Below are 20,355 nucleotides of genomic sequence, written 5' to 3'. Positions count from 1 at the left end.
AGAAGAAAAAGTAAGCACAACGTTGAGTGGGGGCTCAACGGCAAACCCCCGGCCGACGTTGTCGGCCCCGGCCCGGCGGGCAGCTACGGCTGCAGCCCAAAGGTATAGGTACTGCGCGAGCGAAATGCTTGGCCGGGTCGCAGCACGGTGCCGGGGAAGGCGGGCTGGTTGGGGGAGTCGGGAAAATGCTGCGTTTCGAGGCAGAAACCCGAGTGCTTGCCGTAGGCCACTCCCCCACGCCCGACGAGCGAGCCATCGAGGAAATTGCCCGCGTAGAACTGCACGCCCGGCTGGTCGGTGGTTACTTCCAGCGTGCGGCCCGAGGCGGGGTCGTAGACATGCGCGGCCCGGTGGGAGCCAGTGGCCTCGTTCAGCACCCAGTTGTGGTCGTAGCCGCCGGGCACCTGGCCAATCCGCGCGCCAATGGCGTGCGGCGCGCGGAAATCGAAGGGCGTGCCCGCCACCGGCCGCAGCTCACCAGTCGGAATCAGCGTGTCATCGACCACGGTGTAGCGGTCGGCGGCCAGTTGCAGCTCGTGGCCCAGTATATCGGGGCTCGTGCCCAGGCTCAGGTTGAAGTAGGCGTGGCTGGTGAGGTTGACGATGGTGGGCTGGTCGGTGGTGGCCTCGTAGTCGATAATCAGGGCATTGGCAGCCGTGAGGGTGTACCTCACCGTCGTGCGCAGGTTGCCCGGGTAGCCCTCCTCCCCGTCCGGGCTCCGGTAGGTGAGCGTGAGCGTGGGCCCCTCCGGCAAGGTGCCGGGCTCGGCCTGCCAAATGCGCTGGTCGAAGCCACGCACGCCGCCGTGCAGCGAGTTGGGGCCGTTGTTGATGCTCAGCTGATAGTGCCGGCCATCGAGCTCGAAGCGGCCCCGGGCAATGCGGTTGCCATAGCGGCCAATGAGCGCGCCCAGGTAGGGCGTGGTTTGCCGGAAGGCCGGGCTTTGGTAGCCGCTCACCTCATCAAAGCCCAGCACCACGTGGCCCAGCCGGCCGTGCCGGTCGGGCACCTGCAGCGAAGTGAGCGTGCCGCCGTAGTTGGTAATGGTGGCCCGGGCCCCGCCCACCCCCACGAGGGTGAAGAGCTGCACGGCAATGCCGTCGGTGGTAGTGCCGAAAGGAGTGGATTGGGGAGCAGGTTGGGGCATGGCGGGGGCGCGAAGGGTTAGGCAAGGCTACCCGGGCATACGCACACCGGCCGGTTTGGTAAGCCGCCGGCCCACTAAAAAGCCCCGCTTCCGGGCCGGAAACGGGGCTTTATCAGTAGAGAGCGAGGGATTCGAACCCCCGGAGGTTTGACCCTCAACGGTTTTCAAGACCGCCGCAATCGACCACTCTGCCAGCTCTCTAGGGTCAATTAATTGTGCGCCAACTTGTTCAACGAAACAAAAAAGGCTTTCTCCGGCGCAGAAAAAGCCTTTTGGTAGAGAAGGGGGGATTCGAACCCCCGATACCGTTGCCGGTATAACGGTTTTCGAAACCGTCGCATTCGACCACTCTGCCACCTCTCTAGAAGCTCCCCGAGTGATTGGGGAGTGCAAAAGTAAAAAGGAAACCGAAATGAAAAACCTGCTTGGCGAAAATATTTCCAACTTTCTGCTAGTACCCTGACTGCCAGCACCTCATTTTTCGACGCTGATGACGAGCTGAGCTCCCAGCTGCTCGCGCATCATCTGGCGGCGGCGACCGGTGATGGCGTCCATGCTCACATTCACCTCAAAGCCGATGATAAGCGTCATGCACACGAATTCGAGCCACACCATGAAGCCGACCAGCGCGCCGATGGAGCCATAAAAAGTGTTGTAGGAATTGAAGATGCGCACGTAAAGCGTGAACAGGAATGACACCAGAAAGATGAGCAGCGTAGCCACGATGGCCCCGGCCGACAGCAGCGGCCACTTGTCGTGCACGGGCGGCACGAAGTAATAAATCACGCAGGTTGTGCTCAGAAATAACCCCACCAGCGAGCCGTACCGGATGAGGGTGAGGACCAAATCGGTGAACCGCTCGGGTACGATTTCATAAAACACCAGCCCGTCGATGAGGTAAGTGCCGAAGAAAATACCCGCGATGGCCAGTAGCAGTATTAGCGCCAAGACGAACGTCAGCGCGGTGGCAATCATGCGCTTGCGCAAGTAGCTGCGGTGCTTGAACCACGGGTACTTCTTCTCGAAGGCATCGAGCAGGGCCATGATGCCGTTGGAGCTGAGTACCAGCGCCGTGCCGAAACCGAAGGATAGCAGCCCACCGTGCGGGATGTTCACAATGTCTTCGATGGTGCTGGCCGTGGCCGCGTACAACTCGCGCGGCATGAAATCGGCCAGGAACTGGAGAATGTCCACGTTCAGGTTCGGCACGGGGATGTACGGAATGAGCGTGAACAGGAAAATAATGGTCGGAAACAGGGCCACCGTGAGGTTGAAGGCCATGTAGGCAGCACGCTTTTCCAGCGAGTCGAGCCGCAGCTCGTGCAGGATACGGGCAAGCAAATCGTAGAGCGAAGCCCGGCCGCGGCCGATTCGCAGGCGCTTGAGGCCCACAATCAGCCGCCGGTAATGGCGCTGCTGGCGCACATCGGGCAGGCGGGCTCGGCTGATGGCGGCGGGGGCTTTCATTTTTTTAATTAAAAGTGAAAAATTAAAAATCCAGGCGTCTTACCCAACAGCCTTTTCGGACACTCATTTTTAATTAATAATTTTTAATTTATTTACGGAACGCCGCCGGAGCGGGCGCATCGGGCGGGATGGCCCCGGGCGTGGGCCGCACGGGGCTATCGAATTCGTCTTCGCTAAAATACGGCAGCAGACGTTCCTGAATGTTGGTGGGCATGGCCACGGGCCGGCCGGTGGCCGTTTTCACGAACACCATGAGGGTGTGGCCTTCGGTGAGCAGCTGGCCGGCCTCGTTGTAAATCTCATACTCGAACAGCACGCGGGCTCCTTCGGGCGGCTGGCGCAGCAGCAGGCGCACGGTCAGCAGGTCGTCGTAGCGGGCCGGGCGGCGAAATTTGGTGCGCAGCTCCCCCACCGGCATGCCCACGCCGTCGCCCTCCAACTCCTTGTAGCTGATGCCGAGCTTGCGAAAAGCCTCGGTGCGGGCCACTTCAAAATACGCCGCGTAGTTGCCGTGATATACGTAGCCCATCTGGTCGGTTTCGGCATAGCGCACACGAATTTGGATGTCGGAGGTATACATAGTGTCGTGTTTTTTTGACCGAGGTAGGGGCGGGTTGCACCCGCCCGGACGCTCGCATCTTTAAGTACGGTTCCGCGCAACGATGCGGACGGTGGGCGGGTACAACCCGCCCTTACCGGATACCCGCCCGATTCAGCGCCGCTTGGTAGCGGCGGGCGTTAGCAATATGCTCGGTTTCGTTGGTCGCAAAAGCGTGGTAGCCGCTGAAATCCTCCTTGGCGCAGAAATACAGGTAGTTGTTGCTCTCCGGCTTCAGCACCGCGTCGATGCTGGCGATGCTGGGCAGGTTGATGGGGCCGGGCGGCAGGCCGGCGTACTTGTAGGTGTTGTAGGGCGAGTCCTTTTGCAGGTGCACGTTCAGCACGCGCTTGATGGTGAAGTCGCGGTTGGCGTACACCACGGTGGGGTCGGCCTGCAGCTTCATGCCTTTTCTCAGGCGGTTGAGGTACACGCCGGCAATGCGGGGGCGCTCGTCGGCGTGCTGCTGCTGCTCGGCCTCCACAATGCTGGCCAGGGTGCTCACCTGGGCGCGGGTGAGGTGCAGCTTCTCCCGCTCAGCGTCGCGGGCGGGCGTCCAGAACTTCTCATATTCCTTCTTCATGCGCTGCATGAGGTTGGTGGCCGTGGTGTTCCAGTACAGCTCGTAGGTGTTGGGGATGAACATGCTGAGCACCGTGGTGGTATCGAAACCCAGGCTGCGGGTGTAGCTGGGGCTGCTCAGCAGCGAGTCGATGGTAGCGGGGCGGGCGTCAATCTGAGTCGAGAGTTTGTCGGCCAGCTCGCGGCGCAGCCGCACGTTGGTGAACGTGAGCTTGAGCGGCGACTGCAAACCGGCCTTTAGCACGTTGATGAGCTGGCGGTTGGTGTACCCATCCTTGAGCTCGTAGCGGCCGGGCTTCACGTGCTGCGGGTATTTCATGAGCTTGGCCACGAAGTGCAACGAAAGCCGGTCGACCACGGTGCCGGTGGCGTCGATGGTATTCAGGGCCGCCTGCCAGTCGTCGCCGCGATGCACGATGACGTAGGTGGGCTTGCCCTTGGTTTCGATGTTGGCGGTGAAGAACACCTGGTAGAAATAATACGAGAAGCAGACCAGGGCGAGCGTGAAAACGACACTTACGGCCCCCCAGCGCTGGCGGCGCTTCAGGGCGTCGTCGCGGCGTTCGAGGATGGTCTTTGGGGCGGGTTTGGCCATGGGAAATAAAGCAGAAGTCGGAGAAGCGACGTCAAAAGTACGAAGCTCCGACACGGCGGCCCGCGCGACGCGGCCAAGTTGGTGCGTTTCGGCGGGCGGTAGTACCTTTCCCGCGCCTTTGGCCCCGGCGGGCCGCTGAGCCGGTTTTGGCCGGCTTCCAGCAGCCTCCACCCGGCCCGTCTCACCTTCATTCTTCGTTTTTTCTATGCCCGCCACCCTGCTCCGCATTCACCCCGAGAATCCGCCCCAAAATCGCATTCAGCAAGCTGTTGACGTGTTGCGCAAAGGCGGAGTCATTATTTACCCCACCGATACCGTGTATGGCATCGGCTGCGACGTGACCAATGCCAAGGCCGTGGAGCGAGTCTGCCGCATCAAAAAGCTGCTGCCCGAAAAGGCCAACCTGAGCTTCATCTGCTACGACCTGTCGCACATCTCCGACTATGCCCACGGCATCACCACGGAAACCTATAAAGTCATCAAAAAAGCCCTACCCGGCCCGTTTACGTTTCTTTTTGAGGCCAGCTCCAATGCCCCGCGCTTCGGCGGCACCAAGCGCAAGACCGTCGGCATCCGCGTGCCGGACAACCAGATTATCCGCCAGCTGGTGAAAGAACTGGGCAACCCCATCGTGAGCACCTCGGTGCGTGAGAGCGCCGAAACCCTCGAAGAATACGTAACCGACCCGGACCTGATTTTCGAGAAATACCGCCTGCTGGTTGACCTCGTGATTGACGGTGGCTTCGGCGGCAACGTCCCCAGCACCATCATCGACTGCACCAACGACGAGTTTGAGCTCGTGCGTGAGGGAGCCGGCGATATTGAGCCGTTTTTGTAGGTTATAGCCAACTGCTGGCGCTTCTAACCAGAACGTCATGCTGGGCGAAGCCGAAGCATCTCTCCCGCGCAACTAATCCTTCCGATTGGATTACTGCTACCCGCGAGATGCTTCGACTTCACTCAGCATGACGTTCTTCTTTTTTCTCTCTCCTACCGTTTGTGCTTCCAGCGCCGGTGCGTCCACAGGTACTGCTCGGGCGAGGCGCGCATGTCCGCCTCCAGCTGCCGGGCGAAGGCCTCGGTAACGGGGAAGGTGCCGGCCGGGGCCACCTTGGCCACCCGGCCATCGGGCAGCTCGGTGAAGGTGACTTCGTAGTAGCCGCGCCGCACGCGCCGGATGCCCACGTAAAGCACCGCGCAATCGAGCTGAGCAGCCAGGCGGTCGGCGCTGGTGTAGAAGCTGGTGTCCTGGTGCAGGAACTGGGTCCAGTAGGGTTTGTCTTCGGGGCCGGCGGCCTGGTCGGTGAGCAGGCTGAGGGTGTGGCCCTGGCCGCGGTGCGCCACCAGGTAGCGCAGCGTGGCCAGCATGGGCACGGCATCGGCCCCGAGCCGGGTACGCAGGCGGCGCATAAAGTGCTCGAAGAACTGATTGTTCAGAGGCTTGTATACGCCGGCGGCCCGGCCGGGAAACTCGAGCGCCGCCCCGCTCAGTATCCACTCCCAGTTGCCCATGTGCGAGCCCAGCGACAGCACCAGTCGTTTGTCGGCGAAGTGGCGCGTCATCAGCTCGGGGTTGGTGAAGCGCAGGCGCTGTCGCAGCTCGTCGGGCGGCATGGCAGCCAGCTTCAGGATTTCGACCACCACCTGCGAGAAGTGCCGGTAGAATGCCTTGCCGATGCGCTCAATCTCGGCGGGTGTTTTCTCGGGAAAAGAATTGCGCAGGTTCTCCGTGACGACGCGCCAGCGGTAGCGCACCCCATAGGCCAGCAGCAAATAAATCACCTCCGAAAATAAATAAAGCACCGCCAGCGGCAAATGCGCCAGCCCCAGCAGCAGCCAGCGCAGCGGCTCGAAATACCAGGCATAGGGCCGGGCAGCGCTTGCCGGAGTTTCTATGGCTCCCATGCTTAGCGGGCGGCCGGGGCCCCGGCGGGCGCATAGTCGGCCACGTTGTGCTGGCCAATGGCCCGGTGGCCGGCGATGAGCTTGGTGTTGCCCGGGCCACCGTATACTTCCACAAACAGCGTGAACGGGCCATCGGGCAGCGGGCCAAAGGGCAGCTGGCCCACCACGGTGGTGGGGCGGCCGGCTTGCGGGGTGAGCTCGCCGTCGGCATCCGCGGCCGAGCCGTCGAGGGTGGTGAGGTGGTAATGCACGCGCAACGCCTTGCCGGCCGGGGCATTGTGCAGCTCGGTATAGAAGAACAGATTTTCGGTGCCCCGGCCGTAGCTGCCGCCGGGCGTGCGGGTGAGGCGGTAGCCGCCCCGGCCGAAATTATCGGGGCTGGCTCCGCGCACGGCCGGGCGGGCCAGCAGCACCACGTCGCTCAGAAAAGGGCCAGTGGCGGGTGCTTCCAGCACCAGCGGCTTCTCGACAATCGTTTCGCCGTTGGCACTCTTGTACTGGTCCTTTACGGTGCCGCGCAGGGTGTACTTGCCATCGGGCAGCATGATGCGCTTGAGGAAGCTTTGCGGGTTTTTGATGGCAATAGTAGTGTCGTTCAGCACCGGCGGCTTCAGGGTGATGACTTCGTGGTAGGCGGATTTGCCGTCGGCTTTCAGAATATCGAGCGTAACAACGGCCGACGACTGGAACGAGCGCGGCGCGCGCTGCCGGTAAGTGAGCGGCTGCGTGGGCACGGTCACGTAGATTTCGACTTCGGCCCCCTTCTCCACTTTGTTCAGGTTGCGAAAGCGGGCCACGTCGAGTAGCAGCTGCGGCGGGCCGGCCTGGGCGACCAGTGCGGTGAGGGCAATAAGGCAGGTCAGAAAGTAGCGCATAGGGCAAAAGTACGGCGAGGGAAAAGGAAGGGTATGTAAGAATGCGCAATGGCGTATGCAGAACCGTGCCGTTCTTTGTGCCCCGCCCCGCCACTCCGCCACGGCTTAAGATTCACTTAATTCACCGGGTGCGGCAAACTTTCGCCCGGCCCGGCCGTTCCTCCCCCGATATGCGCGCTCCGCTTGCCTTCTTTCTGGGAATCCTGATGCTGCTGGGCAGCTTCGTGCCCGAGAATGATTTGGGCGAGCTGGCCAAGCTGCCGCAGCTGGTCGAGCATTACCAGTACCACCACTCGGCCGCGGGCGGCGGGCTGACTTTTGGCCAGTTCATTGCCGAGCATTACGGCGCGGGCACCAAGCACTACGCGGGCTGCACGCTCTCGCCCCGCCACCAGCAAGACCATCACAATCTGCCCCTGCGCTCCCACCACGGCGGCACGGTGAGTTTTGTGGTGGTGGCTGCGACGCGGCTGGTGTTCGCGGGCCGGACCGAAACGGCCGTTGCGTCGGCCTATCGGGCGGCCACGGCACCGCGCTACGCCTTCACTTTCAGCAGCTCGCTGGGCCAGCCGCCCCGAGCGTAGCCCGGTTGCGCCCCCGGACGCAGTGTGCCCGTGCCTAAACCGGTGCTGGCCCCGAATTCCGGCCCCCTCCCCTCTCTTATTGGATTTTTAGCGCCTTCCGGGCCGGCCATTGGCTGCGTCTAGTTTGCGCGACTTTGCACCGTATCGCATGATTTCGGCAATTGTTAATTTTAGCATTCGCAACAAGCTGCTGGTGGCTCTCATGCTGGCCGGGCTCGTGGCCTGGGGCGTGTTTTCGGCGGCCAGCCTGCCGCTCGACGCCATTCCGGACGTCACCAACAACCAGGTGCAGGTCATCACCCAAAGCCCGGCGCTGGCAGCGCAGGAGGTCGAGCAGCTCATCACCGTGCCGCTCGAACTGCAGCTGCGCACCATCCCGGGCGTCACGGAAATCCGGTCGATATCCCGTTTCGGGCTGTCGGTGATTACCGTGGTGTTTGAAGAAGACGTGGACACCTACCACACCCGGCAGCTGGTGGCCGAGAAGCTGAAAGTGGCCGAGGCCGACCTCGGGCAGGGCATTGGCTCGCCGGGCATGGCCCCCATCACCACCGGCCTGGGCGAGATTTACCAGTACACCATCAAAGTCAAAAAGGGCTACGAGAAGCAGTATGGCCTGGCCCAATTGCGCGAGGTGCAGGACTGGCTGGTGAAGCGCCGCCTAGCCGGCGTGGAGGGCGTGGTGGATGTGAGCAGCTTCGGCGGCTACGTGCGGCAGTACGAGGTGAGCGTGGACCCCGCCCGACTGGCCGGCGCGGGCGTGAGCATGGCCGAGCTCTACGAAGCCCTGCAGGCCAACAACGGCAACGCCGGCGGCAGCTACCTGGAGCGCGGCCCCCGGGCGTTTTTTATTCGGGGCGAGGGCCGGGCCACTTCGCTGCAGGACATCGGCAACATCGTGGTGAAGCCCGTGGATGGCGCTAATAAAGGCGGCGCGCCGCTGCTGGTGCGCGACGTGGCGGCCGTGCGCTTTGGCCACGCCGTGCGCTACGGGGCCATGAACCGCGACGGCCTGGGCGAAGCCGTGGGCGGCGTGGTGCTCATGCTGAAAGGCGCCAGCTCCGAAGTCACCATCAAAAACGTGAAGGCCCGGGTGGCCGAAATTCAGCAATCGATGCCCAAAGGCCTCGAAATTGAGCCCTTCCTCGACCGCACCAAGCTGGTGGATAGAGCCATTCATACGGTGGTGAAGAACCTGATTGAGGGCGGCGTTATCGTGGTGCTGGTGCTGCTGCTGCTGCTCGGCAACCTGCGGGCCGGGCTGGTGGTGGCGGGCATGATTCCGCTGTGCATGCTCTTCGCGCTGGGCATGATGCGGACTTTCGGCGTGTCGGCTAACCTGATGAGCCTGGGCGCGTTGGACTTCGGCCTCATCGTGGACGGGGCCGTGATTATCGTGGAGGCCGTCATCGCCCACCTGCTGCACGAGCGCCTCAAAGCCGCCCACGAAACGATGGACGACATCACCGAGGGCGTCACCAACCGGCTCATGCGCTCGGCCCTGTTCGGCCAGCTCATCATCCTGATTGTGTACCTGCCCATCCTCTCGCTCACGGGCATCGAAGGCAAAATGTTCCGCCCCATGGCCCTCACGGTCAGCTTCGCCATTCTGGGAGCCATGATTATGTGCCTCACCTACGTGCCGGCCGTCACGGCCTGGGCCCTGAAGAAGAATGTGAGCGAGAAGCCCAACCTGGCCGACCGCATCGTGGGCGCGTTGCACAAGCTCTACGACCCCATTATTCGGGCGGCGCTGGGGGCGCGCTGGCTGGTGGTGGGCGTGGCCCTGGGGCTGTTGGTACTGGGCGGCTTCGTGTTTTCGCGGCTGGGCGGCGAGTTTATTCCGCAGCTCGACGAGGGAGACTTCGCCATGAACGTGACGCTGGCCCCGGGCTCGTCGCTGGAAGAAAGCATCCTGCTGACCTCTCGGATTCAGCGTATTCTGAAGAGCAAATTCCCGGAAGTCATTCAGGTGGTGGGCAAAATCGGCACTTCCGAAATTCCCACCGACCCCATGTCGCTGGAAGACAGTGACCAGATGATTATTCTGAAAGACCACGCCGACTGGACCAGCGCCAGCACCCGCGAGGAGTTGGCCAACAAGATGCAACTTGCCCTGGCCGGCGTGCCCGGCGTGAGCCTGGAATTCCAGCAGCCCATCCAGATGCGATTTAACGAGCTGATTTCGGGCGTGAAATCGGACGTATCGGTGAAGATTTACGGCGACGACCTCGACATTCTCAAAGCCAAAGCCGACGAGGCCGCCGCCCTTATTACCCCCCTGCAAGGTGTGGGCGATATTAAAGTCGAGCAAATCATTGGCCTGCCGCAGCTGCGCGTGACTTACGACCGCGCCAAGCTGGCCCAGTACGGCCTGCGCGTGCGCGACCTGAACACGCTGCTGCAAACCGCCTTTGCCGGCCAGACCACCGGCCAGGTGTACGAAGGCGAGCGCCGGTTCGACCTCGTGCTGCGCCTCGATTCCCTGCACCGTCGCGGTCCCGACGACCTCAACCAGCTCCTCGTGTCGCTACCCGGCGGCAGCCAGATTCCCCTGGCGGAAGTGGCCACCGTGGCCCTGAAACCGGCCCCGGCCCAAATCTCCCGCGACGACGCCCGCCGCCGCGTCAACATCGGCGTGAACGTGCGAGGCCGCGACGTGCAAAGCCTCGTGCAGGACATTCAGGGCAAGCTCAAAAGCGGCCTGCGCCTGCCCGCCGGCTACAGCATCGTGTACGGCGGCCAGTTCGAGAACCTGAACCACGCCAAGGCCCGCCTGGCCGTGGCCGTGCCGATATCCTTGGTACTGATTTTCATGCTGCTGTTCCTAGCCTTCCGTTCGGTGAAGGAGGCGCTGCTAATTTTCACGGGCATTCCGCTGGCGGCCATCGGCGGCGTGCTGGCGCTGGGTATCCGGGGGATGCCTTTCAGCATTTCGGCCGGCGTGGGCTTCATCGCCCTGTTTGGGGTGGCTGTTTTGAACGGGATTGTGTTGGTAGCCAGTCTGAACGAGCTGGCCACGGCCGGCGTACGCAAAGTGCGCGAGCGGGTGCTGCGCGCCACCGAGGAGCGGTTTCGGCCGGTGCTGCTCACGGCGGCGGTGGCCTCGCTGGGCTTCTTGCCCATGGCCTTGTCCGGCTCGGCCGGCGCGGAGGTGCAGAAACCCCTGGCCACCGTGGTTATCGGCGGGCTGATTACGGCCACGCTGCTCACGCTGGTGGTGCTGCCCGTTCTCTACACCTTCTTTATGAAAGACGACGAGCCTAGCCCCGAAGTGGCCGCCGAAGAAGCGGAAGAAGCGAAAATCCTGGGAGAAACCGGCGGCAAACCAACAACGGAATCGACAGATTCAGTGGAGCGCAAATCTAGTGCTGCTAATCACCTAAAAACCGAAGCTGAACGCGTGACCGAAAAGAAAGCCGAAGCCAAAAAATCGACAAACGCTGATTCCAAAGACGCTGGCGCGGCGGGGGCAACGGGCGTTTTGGCAGTGGCCGTGCTGCTGCTGGTAGCCCTGGCCGCCCTGCTGCCCAACACCGCCCGCGCCCAGAAGGCCCCGACGGATGTGCCACTTAGCATCTCCCAAGCCCTGACCACTGGCCTGGCGCAAAGCCCGCTGGTGCAGGCCGCTACCTTGCAGGCGCAGCAGCAGCAGGCCCTGGCCCGCACCGGCTATGACCTGCCGCGCTTGGTGCTCGACTACCAGTACGGCCAGATTTCGGGGCCACTCAGCGACCACAGCTTCAACGTGCTGCAACAGTCGGCTTTCCCTACCGTGTACGGGGCGCAGCGTCAGGTGCTGCAAACCACGGCCGAGGCCGGCTCCATCCGGGCCCGCGCCCAGCGCCGCGAGCTAAGCCGCAGCATCCGCTCGGGCTATTACAATCTGCTGGTAACGTACCGCCTCGCGGCCCTGCTGCGTCGGCAGGACAGCCTTTACCAGCGCGCCGCCCGCGCCGCCCGCATCCGCTACCAGGTGGGCGAAACCAACCGCTTGGAGCAGGTTTCGGCCGAAGCACGGTCGCGCGAGCTGCAAAACCGCCTCGCCACCCTGCGCTCCGAACTATTGGTGCAGCGCCGCCAGCTGGCCCTGCTGCTGGGCCAGTCCAATTTGGCCAGTATCGACACCACCGCCAGCCCCCGCGCCATTCTGCTCGCCTCCGACACGGCTGCCCTCACGCCCGCCACCAACCCCACGCTGGCCCTTTACCAGCAGCAGCTCACCCTCAGCCAGCAGCAAAGTCGCCTCGAAAAGCTCCGCCGCCTGCCCGACCTGCGCGCCGGCTATTTTAATCAGACCATCAACCACGAAAAGGGTTTCAGCGTGGCCCAGGCCGGTATTGCGGTACCGCTATTGGGCGGTGCCCAGCGTGCCCGCATCGCGGCCGCCAAAATCGGTGAGGAAGCCGCCCAGGTGCAGCTGGCCTACGCCAACACGCAGTTCGGCACCCAGCTAAGCACCCTGCGGCAGCAGCTGGCTCGCGCCCAGGCCTCGCTGCTCTACTACGAGAACTACGCGCTGCCGCAAGCTCGCCTCGTCCTCGGTACGGCCGAAAAAAGCCGCCGCGCCGGTGATATCAATTACGTGGAATACGTGGTGAACACCCAGCCCGCCTGGCAAATTCAGGAGGCGTATTTTGAACAGCTGCGCCAGTATAATGAGCTGGTGGCCAATATCCAGGCGCTGGCTGGGGCCGATGCGCCTTGATTTAGTAGACGGAATAAAATGAACGTCATGCTGAGCGCAGCGCAGCGGAGTTGAAGCATCTCTACCGCGCAAGAAAACAATCCCGCACCAACGAAGCGGTAGAGATGCTTCGGCTCCGCTCAGCACGACTGTTCCGGCTGACAAATAATAAAACCCATCCCCATGAAACTCCTCCCCTACATCGCCCTCCTCCCCTTCCTCATCGCCTGCGGCAGTAAAGCGGAAGAGGCCGCCGACAAGCCCGCCCCGCCCCCACCCCGCGCCCCCGACGAGGTGTTCCTCAGCAAAGCCCAGCTGCAGGCGGCCGGCATCGAGCTCGGCACCTTCACCCGTCGCGCGCTGGGCACCGAGGTGCAGGCTACGGGCCAGGTTGACGTGCCGCCCAGCCACAAAGTATCCATCACGGCCATTATGGGCGGCTACGTGCAGCAATTGCCCGTGCTGCCCGGCCAGTTCGTGAAGCGCGGCAGCGTGCTCGCCACCCTGCGCAGCCCCGACTACCTCAAGCTCCAACAGGACTACCTCCAGAGCCAGGCCCGTATAGTATTCCTGCAGCAGGAAACCAACCGCCAGCAAATCCTCAACGACGAGGACGTGGGCGCGCGCCGCAAGCTCCAGCAGGCCACTTCCGAGCTACGCACCGAGCAGGCCGCCGCCGGCAGCCTCGCCGCCCAGCTCCGCCTCATCGGCCTGAGCCCCGGGCGCATCACGCCGGGCAATATCCGGCCCAGCGTGCCGCTCATCGCGCCCATTGGCGGCTACGTGAAGGCCGTGCTGGTGAACCCCGGCCAATTTGTGAACCCGCAGGATGTGCTGATTGAGCTGGTCGACCGCTCCGACCTGCACCTCGAACTGAAAGTTTTTGAGCGCGACATTGCCAAGGTGAAAGTGAACCAGGACATTCTGTTCACGGTGCCGGCCCAGGGCGCGGGTACCCGGCCCCTGCCGGCCACGGTTTTCCTAGTGGGCAAAGCCTTCGACGACGATGGCCGCACCGTGAGCGTGCATGCCCACCTGCACGACACCGGCCCAGATGCCGCCGCTGCCGCCGCCCTGCTGCCCGGCCAATACGTCAGTGCCCGCATCATCACCGGCCGCACGCCCCAGCGCACCCTGCCCGAAGATGCCCTCGTGCCCGGCGGCGAAGTCAGCTACGCTTATTACCAAGTGAAATCCGATGCCAAGGGCAGTACTTTCCGCCGCTTCAGCCTGCGCCCCGGTACCAGCGACCAGGGCCAGGTAGCCGTGCGCCCGCTCGACAAGCTGGCCGACACCACGCACCTGGTCGTGAAGGGCGCTTATTTTTTGGATGCCGAGCGCAGCAAGGGCCAGGGCGGCGACGAGTAAACAACCCACTGCATCACTTCATTAAACGTCATGCTGAGCGCAGCCGAAGCATCTCTACCGCTTCGTTGCTGCCGATTGGATTACTTGCGCGGTAGAGATGCTTCGACAAGCTCAGCATGACGTTTTTTTGTTAGGTTGCCCAAGGCAATTAGTCCTTCTTATGATTCTTCTCACCGAGCTTCACTACCACCCCCCGGCCGCCCTGTTCGCCGAGCTCCTCCGTGCCGATGGCATCCTGCTCGAAGCCCATGAGCACTACCGCAAGCAAACCTACCGCAACCGCTGCCTCATTCGCACGGCGCAGGGGGTGCAGCAGCTCACCGTGCCCGTGCTCGATGGCAACCGGGCCGAAAAGGTCAGCGTCGCCGAAATCGAAGTCGACTACCGGCAAAACTGGATTCACCGTCATTGGCGCACGCTCCAAACCGCTTACGGCAACAGCCCGTATTTTGAGTATTACGCCGACTATCTGCACGATATTTACGTAAACAAGCCCGCGTTGCTTTTCGACTTAAACCAGCAGTTTTTACGTTTATTGCTGAAGTGCTTCCGCATCACCCTGCCCCTGCAGCTCACCACCGAATACCACGCTCGCTACCCCGCGCAACCTTCTGCCGATAATGCTGGTCTACTTGCTGCCCACCCCAGCATTGCCGACCGGCGCGACTGGCTGACACCCAAAGCCGCCCCCAAAACGCCCGAACCTGACACTCCGGCAGCCTCCGCCCTGGTGCGGCCCTACCCGCAAGTGTTTGGCCCAGGTTTTGAGCCCGGCCTGAGTGTGCTGGACCTGCTGTTTTCGCAAGGCCCGGCCGCTGGCCGCTATTTGCAGTAACCCGCAGATTTCGGCCGCCGTTACGCTAATAGTACCGGACTAAAAATTAGTCCGAACCTTCGCCCGAACCGGCTTGTTTGCAAGCCATACCGGCCCAACCCGTACATCGTGTTATTCGCCCGACGCGGGGCTTATTTGATTTTTCACTACGTTTATTGGCATGGAAGCTAAATTCTCAAACCGCGTCAAGGAGGTGATTTCCCTCAGCCGGGAGGAAGCCATCCGTCTCGGCCACGACTACATCGGCACCGAGCACCTGCTCCTGGGCATGATTCGCGAAGCCGAAGGCACCGCCCTCGGCTTGCTGCGCAAGCTGGGCGTGAGCATCGACGAGCTGAAGTTTTCGCTCGAACAGGCTACGCGCAACACCGCTACGCAAGGCACCAGCATCACCGGCTCGATTCCGCTCACCAAGCAGACCGAGAAGGTGCTGAAAATCACCTACCTCGAAGCCAAGATTTTCAAGTCGGAAATTATTGGCACCGAACACCTGCTGCTCTCCATTCTTCGGGATGAAGACAACATTTCTTCCCAAATTCTCAGCAAATTCAACGTGAACTACGAAACTGTGCGCGACTCGCTGGATTACCACGGTAATGCCGGTGCTGCCCCGCAAAACCGCACGCCCGATACGGACGACGACGACAACGACCGCCTCTTTGGGGCCTCAGGGCCTGGTGGCGGCCGGGGTGCCGGCGCTGGTGCCGGAGCGGCCAAAAAGCCCGGCGAAAAGTCGCGTACCCCGGTGCTCGACAACTTCGGCCGCGACCTCACCAAATTGGCCGAGGACGACAAGCTTGACCCCATCGTGGGCCGCGAAAAGGAAATTGAGCGCGTGGCCCAAATCCTGAGCCGCCGCAAGAAGAATAACCCCATCCTCATCGGTGAGCCCGGCGTGGGCAAAACGGCCATCGCCGAAGGCCTCGCCCTGCGCATTATCCAGAAAAAGGTTAGCCGCGTGCTCTTCAACAAGCGCGTGGTAACGCTGGATTTGGCTTCGCTGGTGGCCGGCACCAAGTACCGCGGCCAGTTCGAAGAGCGCATGAAGGCCGTGATGAACGAGCTGGAGAAGTCGCCCGACGTGATTCTGTTCATTGACGAGCTGCACACCATCGTGGGGGCCGGCGGCGCTTCGGGCTCGCTCGACGCTTCCAACATGTTCAAACCCGCTTTGGCCCGCGGCGAGATTCAATGCATCGGCGCTACCACCTTGGATGAGTACCGCCAGTACATCGAGAAAGACGGTGCCTTGGCCCGTCGTTTCCAGATGGTGATGGTGGACCCCACCACGCCCGAGGAAACCATCGAAATCCTGCACAACATCAAGGACAAGTACCAGGACCACCACCACGTGGTGTACACCGACAAGGCCATTGAGCAGTGCGTACTGCTGAGCGACCGGTACATGTCCGACCGTTTCCTGCCCGACAAGGCCATCGATATTCTCGATGAGGCCGGTGCCCGCGTGCATATCAACAACATCGTGGTGCCCGAGGACATTCTCACGCTCGAAGAGCAGATTGAGAACATCAAAGGCGAGAAAAACCGCGTGGTAAAATCGCAGAAATACGAGGAAGCCGCCAAGCTTCGCGACACCGAAAAGAAGCTGCTGGACCAACTCGAAACCGCTAAGAAAAGCTGGGAGGAGGAGACCAAGAAGAAGCGCTACACGGTGAAAGAGGAAAACGTGGCCGAGGTCATCGCCATGATGACCGGCATCCCCGTTTCGCGCGTGGCCCAGAACGAAAGCCAGAAACTCCTCAACATGAACGAGGAGTTGCAGGGCAAAGTAATCGGCCAGGACAAAGCCATCAAGCAATTGGTAAAGGCCATTCAGCGCACCCGCGTGGGCCTGAAAGACCCCAAGAAGCCCATCGGCTCGTTCGTATTCCTCGGCCCCACGGGTGTAGGTAAAACGGAGTTGGCCAAAGTGCTGGCTACTTACCTCTTCGACAAGGAAGACGCGCTGGTGCGCGTGGATATGTCGGAGTACATGGAGAAATTCAGCGTGTCGCGCCTGGTGGGCGCGCCTCCCGGCTACGTGGGCTACGAAGAGGGCGGCCAGCTGACGGAGAAAATCCGCCGCAAGCCGTACTCGGTCATCCTGCTCGACGAAATCGAGAAGGCGCACCCGGACGTGTACAACCTGCTCCTACAGGTGCTGGACGACGGTATCCTGACCGACGGTCTCGGCCGTAAGGTGGACTTCCGGAACACCATTATTATCATGACCTCAAACATCGGGGCGCGTGACCTGCAGGACTTCGGTGCTGGTATTGGCTTCGGTACCAAGGCCCGCCAGGACAACTTGGATGAGCTAACGAAGAGCACTATCACCAACGCCTTGAAGAAGACGTTCTCGCCCGAGTTCCTCAACCGCTTGGACGATGTGATTGTCTTCAACTCGCTGGACAAAAAGGACATCCACAAAATCATCGACATCAGCCTGGCCAAGCTCCTCTCGCGGGTGCAGGCCCTCGGCTACCGCGTCGAGCTGACCGAAGCCGCCAAGGATTTTGTGTCGGACAAAGGCTACGACCCGAAATACGGTGCTCGTCCGCTGAACCGAGCCATCCAGAAGTATATCGAAGACCCGATTGCCGAGGAGATTCTCAAGGCCCAGGTGGTGCACGGCGATGTAATTACCGCCGACTACACCGAAGGTGCCGAGGAGCTGACCTTTGCCGTAACCAAGAGTGGCGAGGCCCAAAACCTGGCCAGCGACGAGCGTCCGGCCGATAAGCCGGAAGCACCCGACGCGGATGCGAAGAAATAAGTGTTAGCTAGCAGACGTTAGAGGGCTGGTTTCCGCAAGGGAGCCAGCCCTTTTCTTTGCGCCTATTCTTTCACCTTGCTCGCTTTCATGATGTTCAAAACAACTTTTCACGCGCTAGCCGTTGGCCTGCTTTCAGCCACTCCAATAGCCGCCAGTGCCCAGGAACAAAAGCCAGAAGCACCGTACAACGCTCGACTTGTTATCCGTCAGCCTGAAATTGGGCAGGGCAACCCCTCATTTGTGCCTTCGCCGCAAGTGCGCGGCATGAAGGCCCTCGCCGATGGCAAGGTTTATCTGGTATCTACCGACAACAAACACTTGCTGGCGTACCAGGGCAACCGCCTGGCGTGGCAGGCCGATGTGGTGGGCTCCTGCCCTGCCGTTGTCGGCCCACGCAAAATCAGCAAGGTGTTGCTCGGTCCGAAGACGATTCTCGTGACGGTTGGCGAGCGCACCTTTGCCGAAGTTGATACGGCTACCGGTAGCGTAAAAGTGGCTGACGTGCCGAAGAACTAACCGCAATTGACCTCACTAAGAAAACCGGCTCCCGATAAGGGCCGGCTTTTTTGCGTCTATGCATTACCTTGCTAGTTGATTTAGAACACCCTAACTGCTCTTACGGTACTTATCGCCTTCTTCTTATGAATTTTCTGCAACGAATGGCCCTCGCGGGGGCAGGCGCGGCTTTGGCCGGTGGTGGGGCTTTTGCTCAGTCGGTTCCGGTGGCTCCGCCGGTAGCGCCTATTAAACCGAAGGTTTTTACCGATTTCGGCATTCAGCGCACCGACAACTACTATTGGCTAAACAAGCCGACCGACCCGGCGGTACTCAAATACTTAAACGCCGAAAACACCTACTACGACCAGCAAATGGCTAGCATGGTGCCTTTGCAGAAGAAGCTGGCGCTGGAAATTAAAAACCGCATCAAGCAGGAAGACGCCACCGAGCCCTACCGCGACAATGGCTACTACTACTACTCGCGCTACGAATTCGGACGCGAATACCCCATCTACTGCCGCAAAAAAGGCAGTGCGATTGGCACGGAGGAAATTCTGCTCAATGGCGACGAAATGGGGACTGGCCGGCCCTATTTTCAGATTGGCGACTGGGCCGTGAGCGACAACAACCAGCTGCTGGCTTTCTCGACCGACACGGTGAGCCGCCGCCTCTACACGCTGCGCTTCCGCAACCTGACCACGGGCAAAGATTACCCGGAGCGGATTCAGAATACCGGCGGCGAAATGGCTTGGGCGGCCGACAACAAAACCGTGTTTTACACCCGCAAGGACGTGACTACGCTGCTGCCCTACCAGGTATACCGGCACGTGCTGGGCACCGACCCGAAGAACGATGCTTTGGTGTATGAGGAAAAGGACAACACCTTTAATGTGCACGTAAGCCGCTCAAAATCAAAAAAATACATTGGCCTAAACATGGTCAGTTCGCTGTCGTCGGAATACCGCTACCTTGATGCGGCCGTGCCCACTGAGCAGCCCAAGGTGTTTCAGCGGCGCGAGAAGGACCACCTCTACGACGTGGAGCACCTGGGCGATAAATTCTACATCCGCACCAACCTGGGCGCGCCCAACTACCGCCTGATGACGACGCTGGTGACGGCCACCGGCAAATCGGCCTGGGCCGACGCCCTCACTCGCCACCCCGAAATTTTCCTCGACGGCTTCGAGCTTTTCAGCAACTACGTGGTGCTGAACGAGCGCAAAGGCGGCCTGCGCCAGTTGAAAGTGGTGAGCCTGAAGGACAAACAGGAACATTATATTCAGTTTGACGAGCCGGCCTACACCGCCACCATCGGTGTGAACGCGGAGATGGATACGCCGGTGCTGCGCTACAACTATACCTCGCTCACCACGCCAGCTTCCATCTTTGAATATGACATGAGCACCCGAGCCAGCACCCTGGTAAAGGAGCAGGCCGTGCTGGGCAATTACAATAAATTCGACTACGTGACGGAGCGCGTGTTCGTAAAGTCGCGCGATAACAAATTCATTCCCATGGCGTTGGTGTACAAGAAAGGCACCAAGCTCGACGGTACTGCCCCACTACTGCAATATGCTTACGGCTCCTACGGCTTCTCGCAGGACCCCACCTTCAGCGCCGCCCGCCTAAGCTTGCTGAACCGGGGATTCGTGTACGCGCTGTGCAACATTCGGGGCGGGCAGGAAATGGGCCGGCAATGGTTTGAAGACGGCCGCATGAGCCACAAAATCAACAGCTTCAACGATTTTATCGACTGTTCGGAATTCCTAACCCATCCGCAGGACGTGCGGGTAGGCAGCGCAACGGTCAAAAAACAGTTCACCGCCAAAGACAAGCTGTTTGCCATGGGCGGAATCGCCGGCGGCCTGCTGATGGGCGCGGTAGTGAACATGCGCCCCGACCTGTACAAGGGAGTAATTGCCGCCGTGCCGTTCGTGGACGTAGTCACGACGATGTCGGACCCCAGCATTCCGCTCACCACCAGCGAGTACGACCAGTGGGGCAATCCCGCCAAGGAGGAGGAATTCAAGTACATGCTTTCGTATTCGCCCTACGATAATGTGGAGAAGCAGGCCTATCCCAACCTACTCGTTACCACCGGCTTGCACGATTCGCAGGTGCAGTATTTCGAGCCTGCCAAGTGGGTGGCCAAGCTCCGCGTGATGAAGACGGATAAAAACCTGGTGCTGCTGCACACCGACATGGCTGCCGGCCACGGCGGGGCCTCGGGCCGGTTCAAGTCGATTGACGACACGGCGCGGCAGTACGCGTTTCTGCTGATGATGATGGGCAAGACGCTCTAGGGCTGCATAGAAGCGAAAAGGGGAACGTCATGCTGAGCGCAGCCGAAGCATCTCTACCGCGCAAGTAATTATTTACTACTGCGGTAGAGATGCCTCGGCGGCGCTCGGCATGACGTTTTTTTATTCCACTATCC

At 61.2% G+C, this 20,355-nt stretch carries 14 protein-coding genes and 2 tRNA genes; 8 read left to right on the top strand and 8 right to left on the bottom strand.

Annotated elements, in window-relative coordinates; genetic code table 11:
* Positions 1 to 83: 83 nt before the first annotated feature.
* From ABIB44_RS11275 to mltG, 6 genes are all read right to left on the bottom strand, one after another.
* Positions 84 to 1,148: an aldose epimerase family protein gene (locus ABIB44_RS11275; RefSeq protein ID WP_354584763.1), complete on the bottom strand. Its 1,065-nt coding sequence runs from the start codon at positions 1,146 to 1,148 to the stop codon at positions 84 to 86.
* Between the two features lie 116 nt (positions 1,149 to 1,264).
* A tRNA-Ser gene (locus tag ABIB44_RS11270) sits at positions 1,265 to 1,349 on the bottom strand.
* Positions 1,350 to 1,421: 72 nt separating this feature from the next.
* Positions 1,422 to 1,511, bottom strand: a tRNA-Ser gene (locus ABIB44_RS11265).
* A gap of 111 nt (positions 1,512 to 1,622) precedes the next feature.
* Positions 1,623 to 2,615, bottom strand: coding sequence for a YihY/virulence factor BrkB family protein (locus ABIB44_RS11260; RefSeq protein ID WP_354584762.1), 993 nt, complete (start codon positions 2,613 to 2,615; stop codon positions 1,623 to 1,625).
* An 88-nt stretch (positions 2,616 to 2,703) separates the two neighbouring features.
* On the bottom strand, positions 2,704 to 3,195 hold the full coding sequence (locus tag ABIB44_RS11255; RefSeq protein WP_354584761.1) for an acyl-CoA thioesterase: 492 nt from the start codon (positions 3,193 to 3,195) through the stop codon (positions 2,704 to 2,706).
* 112 nt (positions 3,196 to 3,307) lie between these two features.
* Positions 3,308 to 4,390: an endolytic transglycosylase MltG gene (gene mltG, locus ABIB44_RS11250; protein WP_354584760.1), complete on the bottom strand. Its 1,083-nt coding sequence runs from the start codon at positions 4,388 to 4,390 to the stop codon at positions 3,308 to 3,310.
* A gap of 205 nt (positions 4,391 to 4,595) precedes the next feature.
* Here mltG and ABIB44_RS11245 point away from each other — a divergent pair, with 205 nt between their 5' ends.
* Positions 4,596 to 5,228 (top strand): L-threonylcarbamoyladenylate synthase, encoded by a 633-nt coding sequence (locus ABIB44_RS11245; protein WP_354584759.1) that lies wholly within the window; start codon positions 4,596 to 4,598, stop codon positions 5,226 to 5,228.
* Between the two features lie 152 nt (positions 5,229 to 5,380).
* Here the strand turns inward: ABIB44_RS11245 and ABIB44_RS11240 are convergent, their stop codons facing one another.
* Positions 5,381 to 6,295, bottom strand: coding sequence for a lysophospholipid acyltransferase family protein (locus tag ABIB44_RS11240; protein WP_354584758.1), 915 nt, complete (start codon positions 6,293 to 6,295; stop codon positions 5,381 to 5,383).
* A gap of 2 nt (positions 6,296 to 6,297) precedes the next feature.
* Positions 6,298 to 7,170, bottom strand: coding sequence for a hypothetical protein (locus ABIB44_RS11235; RefSeq protein WP_354584757.1), 873 nt, complete (start codon positions 7,168 to 7,170; stop codon positions 6,298 to 6,300).
* 170 nt (positions 7,171 to 7,340) lie between these two features.
* Between ABIB44_RS11235 and ABIB44_RS11230 the strand changes: the two genes are divergently transcribed.
* From ABIB44_RS11230 to ABIB44_RS11200, 7 genes are all read left to right on the top strand, one after another.
* Entirely contained in the window at positions 7,341 to 7,754 is a 414-nt protein-coding gene (locus tag ABIB44_RS11230; protein ID WP_354584756.1) for a hypothetical protein, read from the top strand.
* A gap of 148 nt (positions 7,755 to 7,902) precedes the next feature.
* Positions 7,903 to 12,462, top strand: coding sequence for a CusA/CzcA family heavy metal efflux RND transporter (locus ABIB44_RS11225; protein WP_354584755.1), 4,560 nt, complete (start codon positions 7,903 to 7,905; stop codon positions 12,460 to 12,462).
* Positions 12,463 to 12,624: 162 nt separating this feature from the next.
* Positions 12,625 to 13,809: an efflux RND transporter periplasmic adaptor subunit gene (locus ABIB44_RS11220; RefSeq protein WP_354584754.1), complete on the top strand. Its 1,185-nt coding sequence runs from the start codon at positions 12,625 to 12,627 to the stop codon at positions 13,807 to 13,809.
* Between the two features lie 160 nt (positions 13,810 to 13,969).
* Positions 13,970 to 14,644 carry a WbqC family protein gene (locus ABIB44_RS11215; RefSeq protein ID WP_354584753.1) on the top strand — a complete coding sequence of 225 codons (675 nt, stop codon included), beginning with the start codon at positions 13,970 to 13,972 and terminating at the stop codon, positions 14,642 to 14,644.
* Between the two features lie 160 nt (positions 14,645 to 14,804).
* Positions 14,805 to 17,420 (top strand): ATP-dependent Clp protease ATP-binding subunit, encoded by a 2,616-nt coding sequence (locus ABIB44_RS11210; protein ID WP_354584752.1) that lies wholly within the window; start codon positions 14,805 to 14,807, stop codon positions 17,418 to 17,420.
* Between the two features lie 240 nt (positions 17,421 to 17,660).
* Positions 17,661 to 17,936, top strand: a complete 276-nt coding sequence (locus tag ABIB44_RS11205) for a hypothetical protein (RefSeq protein ID WP_354584751.1) — start codon at positions 17,661 to 17,663, stop codon at positions 17,934 to 17,936.
* A 125-nt stretch (positions 17,937 to 18,061) separates the two neighbouring features.
* Positions 18,062 to 20,221 (top strand): S9 family peptidase, encoded by a 2,160-nt coding sequence (locus ABIB44_RS11200; protein ID WP_354584750.1) that lies wholly within the window; start codon positions 18,062 to 18,064, stop codon positions 20,219 to 20,221.
* The last annotated feature ends 134 nt before the right edge of the window (positions 20,222 to 20,355 follow it).

Origin of the sequence: Hymenobacter sp. UYCo722, from assembly GCF_040547115.1 — a bacterium.
Classification (GTDB): domain Bacteria; phylum Bacteroidota; class Bacteroidia; order Cytophagales; family Hymenobacteraceae; genus Hymenobacter.
The sequence above is the reverse complement of the archived record's forward strand: the minus strand, read 5'-3'. Positions and strand labels throughout refer to the sequence as shown.